Origin of the sequence: Pontivivens marinum (genome assembly GCF_900231835.1) — a bacterium.
Classification (GTDB): domain Bacteria; phylum Pseudomonadota; class Alphaproteobacteria; order Rhodobacterales; family Rhodobacteraceae; genus Pontivivens; species Pontivivens marinum.
In genome coordinates this window covers 1-16,114 of sequence record NZ_OCTN01000003.1, presented here as the reverse complement: position 1 = coordinate 16,114, position 16,114 = coordinate 1, and the positions used below count along the sequence as shown (strand labels likewise).

General features: G+C 60.3%; 12 protein-coding genes, 1 tRNA gene and 1 pseudogene. 6 read left to right on the top strand and 8 right to left on the bottom strand.

The genetic code is table 11. The features are described from left to right. Positions 1–25: 25 nt before the first annotated feature. The 3 genes from CR254_RS09125 to CR254_RS09115 all read right to left on the bottom strand — a co-directional run bounded on the left by CR254_RS09125 (position 26) and on the right by CR254_RS09115 (position 4,638). Positions 26–2,413 carry a xanthine dehydrogenase molybdopterin binding subunit gene (locus CR254_RS09125; protein WP_097929560.1) on the bottom strand — a complete coding sequence of 796 codons (2,388 nt, stop codon included), beginning with the start codon at positions 2,411–2,413 and terminating at the stop codon, positions 26–28. Continuing rightward, on the bottom strand, positions 2,413–3,828 hold the full coding sequence (xdhA, locus tag CR254_RS09120; protein ID WP_097929841.1) for a xanthine dehydrogenase small subunit: 1,416 nt from the start codon (positions 3,826–3,828) through the stop codon (positions 2,413–2,415). Before xdhA ends, CR254_RS09125 begins: the two co-directional genes overlap by 1 nt. Before the next feature lie 78 nt (positions 3,829–3,906). Then, on the bottom strand, positions 3,907–4,638 hold the full coding sequence (locus tag CR254_RS09115; protein ID WP_097929559.1) for a hypothetical protein: 732 nt from the start codon (positions 4,636–4,638) through the stop codon (positions 3,907–3,909). Positions 4,639–4,793: 155 nt separating this feature from the next. On the opposite strand from CR254_RS09115, the gene dnaE reads away from it, so the two are divergent. Then, positions 4,794–8,309 carry a DNA polymerase III subunit alpha gene (gene dnaE, locus CR254_RS09110; RefSeq protein ID WP_097929558.1) on the top strand — a complete coding sequence of 1,172 codons (3,516 nt, stop codon included), beginning with the start codon at positions 4,794–4,796 and terminating at the stop codon, positions 8,307–8,309. Between the two features lie 6 nt (positions 8,310–8,315). On the opposite strand, the gene CR254_RS09105 is transcribed toward dnaE, so the two are convergent. After that, complete coding sequence (locus CR254_RS09105; RefSeq protein ID WP_097929840.1) at positions 8,316–9,437, bottom strand: iron-containing alcohol dehydrogenase; 1,122 nt, start codon at positions 9,435–9,437, stop codon at positions 8,316–8,318. Between the two features lie 109 nt (positions 9,438–9,546). Between CR254_RS09105 and CR254_RS09100 the strand changes: the two genes are divergently transcribed. Continuing rightward, a tRNA-Gln gene (locus CR254_RS09100) sits at positions 9,547–9,621 on the top strand. Positions 9,622–9,775: 154 nt separating this feature from the next. Further along, complete coding sequence (locus CR254_RS09095) at positions 9,776–11,710, top strand: site-specific integrase (RefSeq protein ID WP_097929557.1); 1,935 nt, start codon at positions 9,776–9,778, stop codon at positions 11,708–11,710. 50 nt (positions 11,711–11,760) lie between these two features. Here CR254_RS09095 and CR254_RS17890 read toward each other — a convergent pair whose 3' ends face one another. Next, positions 11,761–11,955 (bottom strand): hypothetical protein, encoded by a 195-nt coding sequence (locus CR254_RS17890; RefSeq protein ID WP_145996731.1) that lies wholly within the window; start codon positions 11,953–11,955, stop codon positions 11,761–11,763. A gap of 123 nt (positions 11,956–12,078) precedes the next feature. Further along, positions 12,079–12,219 carry a hypothetical protein gene (locus CR254_RS18050; RefSeq protein ID WP_180955953.1) on the bottom strand — a complete coding sequence of 47 codons (141 nt, stop codon included), beginning with the start codon at positions 12,217–12,219 and terminating at the stop codon, positions 12,079–12,081. Positions 12,220–12,346: 127 nt separating this feature from the next. Between CR254_RS18050 and CR254_RS09085 the strand changes: the two genes are divergently transcribed. Then, a complete protein-coding gene (locus tag CR254_RS09085; RefSeq protein ID WP_097929555.1) occupies positions 12,347–13,171 on the top strand; it encodes a metallophosphoesterase in 825 nt (274 codons plus the stop codon). Positions 13,172–13,261: 90 nt separating this feature from the next. Here the strand turns inward: CR254_RS09085 and CR254_RS17885 are convergent, their stop codons facing one another. Continuing rightward, positions 13,262–13,855 carry a hypothetical protein gene (locus tag CR254_RS17885; protein WP_145996730.1) on the bottom strand — a complete coding sequence of 198 codons (594 nt, stop codon included), beginning with the start codon at positions 13,853–13,855 and terminating at the stop codon, positions 13,262–13,264. Positions 13,856–13,917: 62 nt separating this feature from the next. On the opposite strand from CR254_RS17885, the gene CR254_RS09070 reads away from it, so the two are divergent. Both CR254_RS09070 and CR254_RS09065 read left to right on the top strand, forming a co-directional pair. Continuing rightward, positions 13,918–15,270: a hypothetical protein gene (locus tag CR254_RS09070; RefSeq protein WP_097929552.1), complete on the top strand. Its 1,353-nt coding sequence runs from the start codon at positions 13,918–13,920 to the stop codon at positions 15,268–15,270. Beyond that, a complete protein-coding gene (locus CR254_RS09065; protein ID WP_097929551.1) occupies positions 15,267–15,533 on the top strand; it encodes a hypothetical protein in 267 nt (88 codons plus the stop codon). Before CR254_RS09070 ends, CR254_RS09065 begins: the two co-directional genes overlap by 4 nt. A gap of 83 nt (positions 15,534–15,616) precedes the next feature. Here CR254_RS09065 and CR254_RS09060 read toward each other — a convergent pair. Continuing rightward, positions 15,617–16,114 (bottom strand): annotated as a pseudogene (locus CR254_RS09060) (hypothetical protein); the annotation flags it as partial.

Here is a 16,114-nt window from a genome sequence, read left to right as displayed (position 1 = left end):
CGGGGTGGGTCCAGTCGGGAACGGCTCACCATCCTGCACCATTTGCGGTTTCGATCGCGTTCAGCAGACGTTCGGGCGTTGCGGGCGCGTCCAGCATAACGTCAGAGCCCGCTGCGCGCACCGCGTCCTGTAGCGCCATCAGCGCCGAGATGCCCAGCATGAAAGGGGGTTCGCCCACGGCCTTTGATTTATGGATCGTATCCTCGACATTCTCGTTCTGGAACAAGGCGACGTTGAAGGTTTTGGGGCGGTCCGAACATCCCGGGATTTTATAGGTGGAGGGTGCGTGGGTGGACAGCGCACCGCCCAGATTGCCCCTGCCTGCGGGGGTCCAGACCAGCTCCTCCATGGTGAGCCAGCCTGCGCCCTGAACATATGCACCCTCGATCTGGCCGATATCCAGCGCGGGGTTCAGGGAGCGCCCGCAATCGTGCAAGATGTCGGTGCGCAGGATGCGGTTTTCGCCGGTCAGGGTATCGACTGCGACCTCCGTTACGGCGGCGCCATAGGCGAAGTAAAAGAACGGGCGACGTGGGCCGCTGCGTTTCAGGCGATCCCATTCCAGTTTCGGCGTTGCGTAATACCCCGTTGAGCTGAGCGATATGCGCGCCGCGTAGCAGGCCTGCGCCGCCGCCCAGAACGGGATTGTGTTTGTGCCGTCGCTGACCATATCGCCGTTAAAGATCAGATCGGCGGGCGCGCAGTTAAAGGAATGCTCGCGCCGATCCGGTTTCCCGTCACGGTCCAGCAGGTCGTGGCCATCGGCGTCGCGGGCGTGCCACAGGACCGTTGCATTGCACAGATAGTCGGCCATGCGGGCGCGCACGGTTTTGCATGCGGCCTGTACCGCCATGCCGTTCAGATCAGACCCGCTGGAGGCCGCCGTGGCGGAGGTATTCGGCACCTTTGTGGTGTCGGTCGCGGTGATTTTGACCTGTGCGCTGTCCACGCCGAACACGTCGGCGGCGACGCTGGCGACCTTGGTAAACAGGCCCTGTCCCATTTCGGTGCCGCCATGGTTCAGGCGGATCGAGCCGTCGGTATAAATGTGGACCAACGCGCCCGCTTGGTTCAACTGCGTCAGGGTAAAGGAGATGCCGAACTTCACTGGTGTCAGGGCAAGGCCGCGTTTCAGCACGGGGCTGCGGGCGTTATAATCCGCGATTTCCGCGCGGCGTTTGGTGTAATCGCTGGTGTCGGATAGCTCCTGCACCAGCTCGTTTATGACGTTATCCTCGATCTGCATGCCATAGGGAGTGGTTTGCCCCACTGCGCCCGCCGCGTAGAAATTGGCGCGGCGCACGTCCAGCGGGTCGAGGTTCAGTTCCGCGGCGATGTGGTCAATCACACGCTCGATTCCGACCACGCCCTGCGGTCCGCCAAAGCCACGAAACGCCGTGTTCGAGCATGTATTCGTCAGCAGCCGCGTGGAGCGTATCCGTGCCGTGGGCAGGTTGTAGGCGTTATCCGCGTGCAGCATCGCCCGATCCGCCACCGGTAGGCTGAGGTCGGCAGACCAGCCGCAGCGCACGTAGTGGTCAAAGAGCACACCAGCGATCCGGCCCTGATCGTCAAAGCCGACATCATAGTCGATGCGGATTTCGTGCCGTTTACCGGTGATCATCATGTCGTCGTCGCGGTCATAGCGCATCTTGACCGCGCGGCCGGTTTTGCGGGCGACCAGCGCGCAGGAGATGGCCAGTGCGTTGCCCTGCGATTCCTTGCCGCCGAAACCACCGCCCATGCGGCGCACCTGTACCGAAACTTCGGCAAAGGGGACATGCAGGGCGTGGGCGACCTTGTGCTGGATTTCACTGGGATGCTGGGTCGAGGCATGGACGACCATTTCATCCCCGTCACCGGGTACGGCCATGGCGGCCTGCCCCTCCAGATAGAAATGTTCCTGACCGCCAACCTCAATCCGGCCCTGAACACGGTGGGGGGCGATGGTCAGGGCGGCATCGGGTGCGCCCTTTTCCCATTCCAGTGGCTCCTCAAGGAACCGTTTCGCGGCGAGGGCGTCGTCTATGGTCAGGATCGGGGGTAACTCATCGATTTCGATACCTGCTGCCCGTGCCGCGTGGCGGGCCTGTAGGTGGGTATCTGCGGCGACGATGAACAGCGGCTGGCCGTGGAACTGCACTGTACCGGTACATAGCAGCGGTTCCGGCGCGGGGCTGGGCGATACGTCAGGCATTTGTGCGAAGTCATCGGGCCCCAGCACCAATCGGACCCCCGGCATGGCCCGCACAGGGGCAAGGTCCAGCGATTTCAGCACCCCATGGGCAACCGGTGCCATGCCAAAGGCCAGATGCAGCGTGCCGACGGGTGTGGCCAGATCATCGGTGTAACGCGCCTCGCCTGTCACGTGCAGCGGGCCGGAATCGTGGGGGCGGGATTTATGAACGCTCATCAGATCGCCCCCTCTTCTGCCTGTCGTCCGACCAGTCGGGTCGGGACCTTTTCCACCTGCTCCAACCAATAGCGGCGGATCATATTGCGGGCGGATTGCATGCGGTAATCGGCGCTGGCGCGCATATCGCTGAGCGGTTGGAAATCCTGCGATAGTGCGTCCTGTGCCACGCGCACTGCGTCTTGTGTAAAGGGGTGGCCGATCAGCGAAGCCTCAACCGCTGTGGCGCGTTTGGGGGTTCCGGCCATGCCGCCAAAGGCGATGCGGGCCGAGGTGACGATGCCGTCCTGTATCTGCACTGCAAAGCAGCCGCACACGGCGGAAATATCCTGATCGAATCGTTTGCTAAGCTTGTAGCAGGCCAAGGTGTCGATCTGATCGGGGATCAGGATGCTCTCAACAAATTCGCCATCCTGACGGTCCTGCTTGCCATATTCGATAAAGAAATCCTCAAGCGGCATATCGCGGGTGCCGCTCGCGCTGCGCAGGGTTAGCGTCGCGCCCAATGCGATCAAGGCGGGTGAGCCATCGCCGATGGGGGAACCATTCGCGATATTGCCGCCGATGGTTGCCGCATTGCGCACCTGAACCGAGCCATAGCGCCGGATCAGTTCGGCAAAGTCTGGATGGCGATCCGCCACCGCGCCGCGCAAACGGCTGAGCGTGACGCCTGCGCCGATGCGCAATCCGCCCTCAACCCGTGTGATCGTGGCCAGATCAGCGACCCTGTGGGTAAAGATCAGCGGGCCGATTTCGCGGAATTGCTTCGTGACCCACAGGCCAACATCCGTCGCACCGGCCACGATGGTTGCGTCTGGATTGGCAGCGTAGAGTTCGGCCAGTTCCGCCGTGGTGGTGGGCAGGTGGAAACCATCGCCGCCCATTTCATCTGTGGTCAGGCCCTGTAGGGCGGTACGTTCGTCTAGTTCCCATGGGGGTGTTGGGTGGGTTGCGGCAACCTGTGCTGCGCGAATAATCGGGGCGTAGCCGGTACAGCGGCACAGATTGCCGGCCAGCACGTCATCATGATCGACGCGGCCTGTGCGGTGCGCCGTATACATCGACATCACAAAGCCCGGTGTGCAGAACCCGCATTGCGAGCCGTGCTCCGCTACCATTGCCTGCTGTACGGGGTGCAATTCGCCGGTGGGCGAGGTTAGCCCCTCAACCGTGCGCACGGCTTTTCCGGCCAGTTGGGGCAAAAACAGGATGCAGGCATTTTGCGCCTGATGGGTGACGCCGCTATCGTCCAGCGTGCTGACGGTGACGGTACAGGCGCCGCAATCGCCCTCGTTGCAGCCTTCCTTTGTGCCGGTCATGTGCTGTGTCTCGCGCAGCCAGTCGAGCAGGGTCACCGTCGGGCCCGCATTTTCAATGCAGACTTCCTGACCGTTGAGCATGAACTGGATCATCACAAACACTCCCATCGCTGCCGCATAGCTTTGCGACTGTTTTTATCAAACGGTAAAACCTGCGTGACCGCAAGCCGCCCGTCAGATCGGGTCGTGTCCTAATGCCTGCATCACGCCGGCGTCAATTTGCAGTCGCAATTGCTGTAGTAGACGTGGCGGCATCTGGCGCAGTTCTGACTCCCAATCGGGGATGTCGATTTCGCTGAACTCTGGCTGTGTGCCATCCTTGGCCGTCAAATGCGGGCTCAGCGCGTCGTGTGCGGTTTCGCGTAACTCGTCGCTGCGCAGCAGGATAACGGTGCGATCCGTTTCGGCCAATGCCAGCAGGGCGCGCGCCTTTGCCGACCACAGCTCCAGCGGGGTTAGCGGGGTTTGATCGGTCAGCCCGTCGCGGCGATGCACGGGAAAGGGAGTAGTCAGCCACTGGGCCAGCGGCATTTCCTTGGTCGCGGCGCCGGGTGTGCGGGGTTTGTCCCGCAATGCAGCGGCAAAGGCCAAAGGGTGCATGGTGATGCCCACAAATAGCGTATCAATCGCATGGGCCGCCGATTGGATGATATCGGTCGAGGGGGCCGTCGCCGCCCAGCCGAAATCGGAATACAGGATACGGTCATGTTCCATATCCAGCATGTGATTGTGCAATTGTGCGCGATCACGGGGGGGGACGGATTGCAGAACGCCGCGTAGCGCGGTCCGGTCCAGTTCAGGTGTGCCGCGCATTTCGGTGACGGCCCAACCACGTTTGATACTGCGGCCCAGTTCGGTTGCGCCGCAATTACGCTCGGCAAATATCTTTACGAACAGAGCAGTCACGTTGGCCGGTTCCTTGGCTGATTGCGCAATTATAGTTCGCACTTGTCTATAGTATATCTGGCGCAATTCACACCTAATCGTATTTCCGCGAAAATTTACCGGTGTCACGCAGCGCCCATCTGGCCCCTGCGCGGTGCGCCCTATATCGTGGGGCCATGACCCAAGCCCCCCGATTCATTCACCTGCGCGTCCATTCGGCCTATTCGCTCTTAGAAGGGGCGCTACAGGTCAAGAAACTACCTGATATTGCCAAGGCGGCGGGCATGCCCGCGCTGGCCGTGACGGATAGCTGTAACAATTTCGCCGCGCTGGAATTTTCCGAGGTGTCGGCCAAGGCAGGGTTGCACCCGATTATCGGCACGCAATTCCCGCTGGCCTATTCCGGCCCGCCGCAACCCGGCGAAAAACCGGTGGAGCCGCGGGCGATTGTTCTGTTGGCGCAGAATGAGACGGGCTGGGAAAACCTGATGCGGCTCAACAGCTGCGCCTATTTGGATAGTGGCGATCAACTGCCGCATTTAACTCTGGACGAGCTGGAGACGTTTTCCGAGGGCTTGATCTGCCTGACCGGTGGGGCGCTGGGCCCGTTAGGGCAGTTGATCCGCGATGGGCATGGGGCCAAGGCAGCCGCGCTGGCCGATCGCATGTCCGCGATGTTCCCCACGCGCCTGTATATAGAAGTGCAGCGCCACCCCTATGGCGATGACCCCCGCACGCCTGAGGAAACCGCCAGTGAACCCGGCTTGGTTGATCTGGCCTATGCCAAGGGCTTGCCGCTGGTCGCCACGAACGATGTGCATTTCCCCAAGCGTGAGATGTACGAGGCCCATGATGCCCTGATCTGTATCGCCGATGGCAACTACGTCGATCAGGCGGAGCCGCGCCGCCGTTTGACGCCCGAGCATTATTTCAAAACCGCCGATGAGATGGCCACCCTGTTCGCCGATCTGCCAGAAGCGATTGAGAACACGGTTGAGATTGCCCAGCGCTGTGCCTTCCGCGTGACGACCCGCGATCCGATCTTGCCGAAATTCGCCGATGATGAGGTGGTGGAACTGCGCCGTCAGGCGAATGAGGGCCTGCAAAACCGCCTTGCCGTGATCCCCCATGCCGTCAGCGTTCAGGATTACCAGAAGCGCCTCGATTTCGAGCTGGATATTATCGAGGGGATGGGATTCCCCGGATACTTCCTGATCGTTGCGGATTTCATCAAATGGGCCAAGGATCACCAGATTCCCGTCGGGCCGGGCCGTGGTTCGGGTGCGGGTTCGCTGGTGGCCTATGCGCTGACCATTACCGACCTTGACCCGCTGCGCTATTCCCTGCTGTTCGAGCGGTTCCTGAACCCCGAACGTGTGTCCATGCCCGATTTCGATATCGATTTTTGCATGGATCGCCGCGAGGAGGTCATTCGTTACGTTCAGCAGAAATATGGCCGCGACAAGGTGGGGCAGATCATCACCTTTGGTGCATTGCTGTCCAAGGCGGCGGTGCGTGATGTCGGGCGTGTGCTGCAAATGCCCTATATGCAGGTGGATCGCCTGTCCAAGCTGATCCCTGTTGAGGGGGTAAAGCCCGTCTCGATCCAGCAGGCGCTACAGGATGAGCCACGGCTAAAGGAGGAAGCGCGGCAGGAGGAAGTCGTCGCGCGCTTGCTTGAGATTGGCTCCGCGCTGGAGGGGCTGTACCGCAACGCCTCGACCCACGCGGCGGGTGTGGTGATCGGGGATCGTCCGCTGGACCGGCTGGTGCCGTTGTTCAAGGACCCACGTTCGGACATGCCGGCAACCCAGTTCAACATGAAGTGGGTGGAGCAGGCGGGTCTGGTCAAGTTCGACTTCCTCGGCCTGAAAACCCTGACGGTGATCCAGAACGCGCTGGACCTGCTCAAGGGGCAGGGAACCGCATTGATGGACTTGCCTGAGGGGGACGATAATACCAGCAAGGCACGCCGCGCCGCATTGGAGATTAACCCCTACGATATCTCCGCGATCCCCATCGATGATCCGTTAAGCTATGAGTTGTATGCCAGTGCGGCCACGGTCGCGGTGTTCCAGGTGGAAAGCTCGGGCATGCGTGACGCGCTGCGTCAGATGAAGCCGACCTGCATTGAGGATATCATCGCGCTGGTGGCCCTGTACCGCCCCGGCCCGATGGAGAATATTCCGAAATTCTGTGATGTGAAAAACGGTCGGGCGGAGCGGGATAACCTGCATCCCACCATCGACCATATTCTGGACGAAACGCAGGGCATCATCGTTTATCAGGAACAGGTGATGCAGATCGCGCAGGACATGGCCGGCTATTCGCTGGGCGGTGCTGACCTGTTGCGTCGGGCGATGGGTAAGAAAATTCAGGAGGCGATGGACGCCGAGCGTCCGAAATTCCTGTCCGGTGCCGCTGAAAACGGCGTTGATCAGGCCAAGGCGCAGGAGGTTTGGGACCTGCTGGATAAGTTCGCCAACTATGGTTTCAACAAATCCCACGCCGCCGCCTATGCCGTGGTCAGCTATCAAACAGCGTGGCTAAAGGCGAACCACCCGGTTGAGTTTATGGCCGGTGTGATGAACTGCGATCTGCACCTGACCGATAAGCTGTCTATCTATAAGCAGGAAATCGACCGGCTGAAAATCGGCCTGATCCCGCCTTGTGTGAACCGTGCAGAGGCAACATTCACCGTGCGCGACGGACAGGTTGTTTATGCGCTGGGCGGTCTGAAAAATGTCGGCGTGGAAGCAATGCGCCTGATCACTGCGGCGCGGGGGGATGAGCCGTTTCTGGACTTGTTCGATTTCGCACGGCGTGTGGATTTGAAACGTGTTGGTAAGCGGCCATTGGAAATGCTGGCGCGGGCCGGTGCCTTTGACCTGCTGGATTCCAATCGGCACAAGGTTTTCGCCAGCCTGGACAAGCTGTCCGCCTATTCCGCCGCCACCCATGCGGAGAGGAATTCCAGCCAAGGTGGTTTGTTCGGTGATGCCGGTGAGGATTTGCCCGCCCCCCGCCTGCCCATGCCCGATGACTGGGTGCCGACGGAGCGTTTGGCGCAGGAACATCAGGCGATTGGCTTCTATCTGTCCGGCCATCCGCTGGACGATTACATGCCTGCATTGCGGCGCAAGCGGGTGATGACCCTGACCGAGGTGGCAGCAAAGGCCCGCAACGGCGCTGTCGCGGCCAAACTGGCAGGCACGGTTTCGTCCAAGCAGGTGCGTAAGTCGGCACGGGGCAACCGCTTTGCCTTTATTGCTTGCTCCGACCCGACCGGTTTGTACGAGGTCACGGTCTTTGGCGACACGTTGGAGCAAGCAGGCGATCTGTTCGACACAGGCCAGAACATCGTAATGGGCGTTGAGGCGACATCTGAGGGGGACAGCCTAAAGCTGCTCGCCCGCAGCGTGACTGCTGCTGAAGATGTAGTGGTTGAGGCAGGCGTCGCCGGTTTGAAAATCTACGTCAACGATCAGAACGCGCTGACATCTGTATCGGCACGTCTAGCCGACAGCGCGACGGGGCCACGGCGGGGTAGGGGGCCGGTGAACCTGATCCTGCAACATCCCGATCTGCCGGGCGATGTGGAACTGATGCTCAAGGAACAGTACCGCATCACCCCGCAGATCAAGGCGGCGATCAAATCCGCGCAGGGCGTGGTGTTTGTCGAGGAGTTCTAGGCCGCGCTATAAAACCGCCTGATAGATGGCCAGCGCGTCCTCATAGGTCATCGGACGTGGATTGTTCACCAGCAGGCGTGTTTGCTTCATCGCATCGGTGGCCAGCCCATGCAGGTCGTCCTGTGTCACGCCAACATCGCGCAGGGTCGTGACCAGCCCGATTTCTGGCGCCAATTTGCGAAACCCATCGGCCAGCGTGACGCCTGTGCCAAACAGGATTTCCGCCAGCTCGGCATACATGTCGGCTGCCTGGGGGGCGTTAAAGGCCAGAACCTCAGGCAGGACGAGGCAGTTGGACAGGCCGTGCGGCACATGGAACTGCCCGCCCAGCGGATAGGCCAACGCATGCACCGCCGCGACTGGAGCGTTGGCAAAGGCCTGACCGGCAAGGCACGACCCCAGCAACATTGCCCCCCGTGCATCACGATCTGTCGGGGTGTCGCAGACGGTTCGGATATTGCCGCCCAGCAGGCGCAATGCTTCACGCGCCAGCGCATCCGAGATCGGGTTCTTGCGCAGCTTCGACGTGTAAGCCTCAATTGCGTGAACCATCGCATCGACGCCAGTGGCCGCAGTCACGGCGCGGGGCAGGCCCAGGGTTAGCTCTGGATCTAGAACCGCAACATCAGGCAGCAGCACGGGGCTGACCACGCCCATCTTCTCATTCGAGCGGGTGGTTAGAATCGAGATGGGCGTCACCTCGGAGCCGGTGCCGGCTGTGGTTGGCACCAGAATCAGCGGCAGCCGTCCACCGGTCACATTGCCCACCCCGTACATTTCCGTCAGCGGCTGTGTGCTGCGCAGGCGCACGGCAACCAGCTTGGCAATATCCAGCGATGAGCCGCCCCCGATGGAGATGATTCCGTCGCAGCCGGATAGGGTCTGCACTGCGTCGTCCAGCATATCCTCGGTCGGGTCAGGGGCGGTGCCGTCATATATAGTCAGGGCCAGTCCCGCCGCGGCGATTGATTCCTGTGCTGTGTCGATCAGCCCAAGGTCACGAACGATGCGATCTGTCACCAAACCCACATGCTTTACCCCCAGTTCAGCGGCCTGCGCACCGACCTGACCGGCTGTCCCAGCGCCAAAACTGATGCGGCCCGTGGTTGAGAAGGTAAATTCCTGCATTTTTGTCGCTCCCTGAACTGCGATTGCGCCTGTTTTAAATTGATGCGCGATTATGAGCATTTTCCACTTGCAGCCTCGTTCCGCCACTACTAAAAGCTCCCTCACCTGATGGGGTGTAGCCAAGTGGTAAGGCAACGCTTTTTGGTAGCGTGCACCGTAGGTTCGAATCCTACCACCCCAGCCAGGTACTTTCCAAGTCATTGCGATGCTTAAGAAAAACGGGTTTTCGCCATCCCACATCCTCCCACTGCGATACATGGGTGTGATACAGTTGTCCGATACTCCCGCTTTCAGTTCTAAGCGACACGATCCTTTCGGCTCCATCAGGAGTCTAGAGAATGAGATTGCCGACCCATGTTCATCGCCGCGGTGCGGTCTATGTCTGGCGACGTCGTATTCCAGCGAGCAGTACCCGTAGCAGCGTCCGGTTCGTGCAGGTCAGCCTGCGGACTCGCAGGTTATCCACATGTCGTTTGGTAGCGCCCCTTTTGACATGGAAATCCGACGCGTATCTCCGGGAAATGATGAATGGACGCCTGTCTCATACCGAAGCGCAACGCTATCTCGCCGCGATCGTGGCGGCTGAAATCGTGCGCCTAGAGGTATTGCGTTACGAGGAACCACTTGATCAATGTCCGGAGGAATGGCTCGAGCGGGCGGCAGATGAGAGGATCAAGAGGGCTGCTTTCGAATTGGTTGCGGCACGTGGAACAGCGGCGATCTTGCTGCCAGAGGATGCAGAGCGATTGTCACTGGAAGGCTTGAGGCCCGAAGACCTCGGCCGGATTTCCGCGGAACTCGAAACCTTGAAAGGCTGGCTTTCGGCCCCCGAAGCGCGGGAGACTGTCGCGCAATCGGCTGCGCGAACCATAGGTCGTGGTCCGCGAAACGCGCGAGAGCAACAGATGATGCAGCGCCTCCATTTGTCGGGACAGGCAGAGGCACTTGCCATGATGGATCGGATCAAAGCGACCATGCCGATGCATGGTTTGACGGTCGCGCCCGCCGTCCAGTCTGGCAATGCATTTGCGATTGCGGCGACCGCGAGCGCAGGAGGGTGCTATCGCCCTCCCACAGATCCTGCGAACGCTCCGTCATTTCGACAAGGATCTGAAGTCGTTGAAGCAGATAGCGATAGCTGGGTGGTCGCTGACGATGACGCCCTAGATCGAAACTCTGTAAAAAACCGGGACCGTCTTTCCAAATTACTCGAAGGGCTTCTCGAGAGAGACTATGCCGTGGGGAAGACAGCCGCAGCAGAGAAGACGATTGGAAAGAACCGTCGACAGGTTTGCGCAGTCCTCACCCAGTTCATTGAAATCGTTGGGGACAAGCGACTGCAAACGCTCACGCAAGCCGACTGCGCATATTATGTGGATGCTCTTGCCCGCCTGCCGAAAGTCTACGGAAGAAACGCCTCGGATAGAGCGAGATCCGTGCGTGATCTGATCGAGCGTGGTGAAGAGCTGCCGGATGAAGAAATTGGCCTCGCGCCTCCAACCGTCAATCGCAATATCGGGCATATTAACAGGCTACTGAAGTTCGGTCGGCGGGGTGGAATGCGCCCAGCGGAAGAGCTGTTCTTAAGCGATCTGCGTGAGAGAGACGACCGGGATGCACGCTCTGTGCGGCTCGCTTTTACTCTCGATGATCTTAGTGCCTTGGCCGCGCATCCGGTCTGGGCGGGTTGCAAGAGCCCAAGCCGGCGGCACGAGCCGGGCCGCGAAATTATTCGCGATGGCCTCTACTGGGGTCCGCTCATCGCTGCCTATTCCGGAGCGCGCCGCGAAGAGCTCATGGGACTGCGACTGACAGACATCATGGATACCGATGAGATCCCGCACATCACGATTTGTCCGAATGTGAACAGAGGTCTGAAAAATGCTGCATCAAATCGTAAGGTCCCGATCCACCTACGCCTTATCGAGCAAGGTTTCCTCGAATATGTCCGCGAGATGCGCCTCGCAGGGCAGGTAGATCTCTTCCCCGAACTGCGACCGACCTCAGAAGCCGAGAGTTTTGGTGGCAATCTTTACAAAAAATGGACCGAGGCCAAAACCTGTGCCCTGGGAGATGCAGGCAACCGAAAGACATTTCATTCATTCCGCCACACGGTCATTACCCACCTGCGGCACCAGAAAGATGTTTCCAAGCTGATCGTTACTCAGCTCGTGGGGCATACGCCATCGGGTGAGACCGATCGACGCTATGCAAAGGCCGCACCCCTACGTTCACTGGCCGAAGCGATCGACCGCATTCCGGTCTGGTTCTGACCGAGCTATGGACCGTTCCGGTATCAGTGGGGTCAACCCATTGCATATCGTCAGGTACGGCGCTTGCGGTGATCAATCATATCCTGCCTTGCAATGAGTTGAGCGATATCGAGGGTTTGTGATTCTTGTCGTTTTGTTACGACTGGCGTAGGCATGATGCCCTTGGCGATATCGCCCGCGTGGAGTGCGCGCGACGCGGCTTGCAGGTGAGCTGACTGAACGATCTGCGTGAGGAAGAATTTCATCTACTGCACCGCCGCTAAAGGCTGCCCGTGGCGCTGTCTTCCAAACGAGGTCCCGCTGGTCTCGACGGTGCATCGCTGTACTTACCGCTGGTGGGCGTAACCGACAGCCAAAGCCTTCAAACCTCAGATGCGGGTGACGTGCGCGGCTGTGACGCCGAGAACCGGATTAATGTGTAAAAGTGCCATATCGCCGTGGACTCGCTCGGCCTGATGGTCGGCAGCGTGGTCCATGGCGCAGACGTGCAGGACCTTGATGGTGCTCATTCGTCCTCGCCGCCATCCACTGCCGGTGGCCATTGGCGGGATCCGACTTGCCGAGTTCTGCGTAGGACGCCTAAAACATCTCATGTTGTTCTGTTGACCTGGCCGGGATCATCGCGATGGTGGGACTATGAGAGTTTTGGTTCTTGCAGACATCCATTTTGACATGTGGGAGGCCGCAGGGCGCGATCCGTTTGCCGCTCTACCAGCAGCAGATTGGACCCAGCTTGATGCGGTAATCGTTGCGGGGGATCTCGCCAACAAGCCGAAGGTCAGGTGGAAGACGGCGCTCCGGCATTTGTCTCAATATATCGCGCCGGAACTGATCCATGTGTTTCCAGGCAACCACGACTATTACGATTTTCATCTGGATGGAGATGATCGGCTTGCGCAGATTACCTCCGACGAGGGTGTGCAGTTCGCCCAAAAGTCGGTGATCGAGATCGGCAGCGCGAGGTTCCTCTGCTGCACGCTCTGGACGGACTTTGCATTGCGCGGAGACGATGCCGGAGCGCGAGCGGCGGCGCAAAATCAGATGAACGACTATCGCTACATTCGCCACGCGGGCAGGGGCTATAGACGGATTCATCCTGGCGATACGGCTGCGGTACATGCGGATCATCGAGAGTGGCTGGAGGCGCGTTTGGCCGAGCCGCATACCGGTCCAACCATTGTAGTAACGCATCACTGTCCGCATCCTGATTTGATAGCCGGGGATCCTGTTCCGCTGGATGCGGCTTACGCCTCTGACCTGACCGCGATCATCCGGAGACATCGGCCAGCGGCATGGCTCTATGGGCACACGCATCATCCGGCCGAGATACGGGTTGGGTCGACATGGGTGCGTAACGTGTCTTTGGGCTATCCCGATCAAACGCCACCCGATGTGGTCCAGACGATCTTGCGACGTGGTCTGATCGACCTCACCGAACCGGATTTCGGCATCGTGCGGTAGACAAATCTTTTTGCCATATCCATTCGAAACGCCGATTGCCGGAGGTGATTGTTTTGCGTGGAAGCCGCGCTTTTGTGATGAAAAACTATTTCACAAATTGCCGTGTCGGTTTGTCCGGGATTGGTCGTTGAAGAAAAATCGGCTTTCACGCGCGTTTTCTTTCCAGAGCGCCGATCCTGCATTTGCGTTAAGCACTATTGGGATTTTCGGCTTTTGTCCGGAAATCCTCGCGCCTTGAGCGTCGATGTTATCCACACTTTCCTTCCCTCCCGGACTTTGCCTGACGGCGAACGTCCCGAACATTGGAACTCGATGATGAACGAAAATCCGTTCGCCGCTCACCGAGAATCCTCGACTGGGCCTAGATGAGGGAAAACCGATTTGCGCAGACCCACGGGAAAGAATGGGCCGGCCCGCCAGCGGAAGGTGGCGTTTACGGATGATGAATGGGATCGGATCCGCCGGAATGCGGACCGAGAGGGGGTCTCCTGTTCGCGCTACGTTGCGGGGCGGACGCTGGCCCGTGGTGCCGTGGCAACTCCAGATTCGGCGCTCTTCGACCTGGTCGCCGCGCATGGAGTCGCAGCGAAGGCGCTTGCTTGTCTCGCAATTAACGCGGCGCAATCCGGCGGATACGTTGATGGTCTGCGCCTTCTCGACAGGCTCGATCAGATCGGGCAGCAACTTGATGGTGCCGTTCAGGCGGTGGTGCGGGAACGTCGCCGGTCCGGGGTGGAGGGCGTGGAATGATCGTTTTGTGGTCGCCTTATACTGCTGGATCTGCGGCTTCGGTGGTGGACTATCTCCTCGCGCCGACGGTCGAAAAGTCCGTGGCGGGACGGCGTGAGAAGGTCGTGCGCGATCCCGCGCCTGAAGTGCTGTACGGCGATCCCGATCTTGTGCACGGCTGCATTGAGGCCCTCTCGACACGGCACAGGTATTGCTGCGCGACACTGTCGTTCGCGCGCAAGGACATCGACATCGCGGAATGGAAAAAGGGCGACCGTGAGCTGCGTCGCCGGGTGGATGGTGCGATTGCGCTGTGGTGCGAGATCGCCTTTTGCGGTGTGGCTCAGGAAGCGCGGCCACCTGTTCTCGTTGGCACGCATCTGCACACCGGTCGATTGGAGGTCAACATCCTCGCACCTCGGTTCGTGATGGCGAAACGGGGCGCGCGGTATCTGCCGCGCGCGCTGAATCCCCATCCGCCAACCAGCGGTAGCCGGGCGATCTGGCAGGCGTATCAAGATACTCTGAATGGCACGTTCGGATGGGCCGATCCCGGCGATCCGTCCCGGCGTGCGGCTGTCCGGGGGCCGGGCTGGATCGAAAAGAAGGCGGCCGAGCTCGATCGATGGATTGGCCTGCGCGTGGGGGCTCCAGTGCCTATCAGTGAGGAAGATGCGGCCCGCGTTGCGAGTGCAGATCCGCCACTGCAGATCCTGCTCGCTGCCAAATCCCTTGGGCGACAGGGCGCGCGGGATCGGAACGCGCTCTTGGCTGGCCTCGCTCCGATCCTTGAGGAATTGCACTGGCGTGTCGACGCGGGGCGCGGGGATGCGCTGGTGTTGTGGCCCGATGTCGCCGATCCGCGTGACCGTCTGATCCTGCGGGGCCCGTTGTGCGAAATTGCGCCAGAAGCTCCGACCTCGACCGAGCTGCGCGATCACGCCCGGTGGATCGAAACCGCCCCGGCGCGGCTGACGAGCTCGCTTGCACGTCTTGCGAAGGAGCGGCGCAGGACGCTGCCGTTCGGGGTTGCATCCGCGCCTACAGTGATGGATCCGATGGCACTGCTCGCCGCACCCGCTCCGATGTCGATGCCAGTGCCGGTGCTGATCAATGCCCGGTTACGCCGTCATATCGCGACACTCACGCAACGCATCGCCGTGGCGGTCCAGAGAATGGGGGTGATGAATGCGCTTACCGTCTGGGCCGTGCGGGCCACCGATGGTCTTGCCTTAACACGGAAGCTGCTCGCCGACCTTGCGGATCGCCCGCCAATCCAAGTTGCCAAGCCGCGCTCCACAACAACTGCCGACCCCGCCCTTATCTCCACTCATACGACCAGAGCCGCAACAGAGGACCCCTCACCATGAGCAGCCACTTCACCCCCACCGACCTTCATCGCGATTTGCGCCGCCTGATCGACGCTGTCGAAAACTTGCTGGAGCGCGGCGCATCGCCGGTTGCAGCTCCGATCGAGCAGATGCTGCGGGAGCTGACCTCGATCGAAGGTAGTCTGAACGCCTGCGCGATCGCGATGGCAGAGACCCGCGATGCAGTGCAGGCGTTGGCGGCGCGGCCCGACCCCATGCCCGAGATTATGCGCCTGCGCCATCTCGTCGAGGCGAAACTGTAGCGCAATCTGACTGAAGGTGACGCCATTGCAAAGAGCTGGGGGAGACGAGTCAGGCGCCCCGCAGTGGGGCGCCCTCGGCGTGATTAGGCGACGTTCGATGTCTGGGTGGATGGATCCCAACCCGCCTCCACCGCGTCCAGAAGCGCCGAGATGTACGAGCGTCCATGGCGGTGGTAAATCTCGGATGTTGTCCGGATATCTGACCGAAAAAGGTCCGGGGGCACAATCAGATCGGGGCGGTGAGCTTTGATGTGAGAATGCAAAGCCTTCTCGACGCAGATCGCCCGATGTCCTGTTTCCAGCGAGACGGATCGCAGAACGGAACCCTTCGTTACTTCGGGGGCGATCTGGACCTGACGCATCCGGAATTCCGGATTCGAACTGAAGCCGAGTTTGATCACGGGCAGGTCGGGAAGCGTAAAATCGAGCAAGTAGATTCTGCTTGGCTTCGACGTCCAGCTTTGCCCGCAACCTGCGCAATCGACGTCGCCGTGACGCATGTTCGCGACAGAGACATCCTGGCGATGACCGCAAGTGTGCTCATAGCGACGATAGCTGACATTTTTCCGGACAGAGGGTCC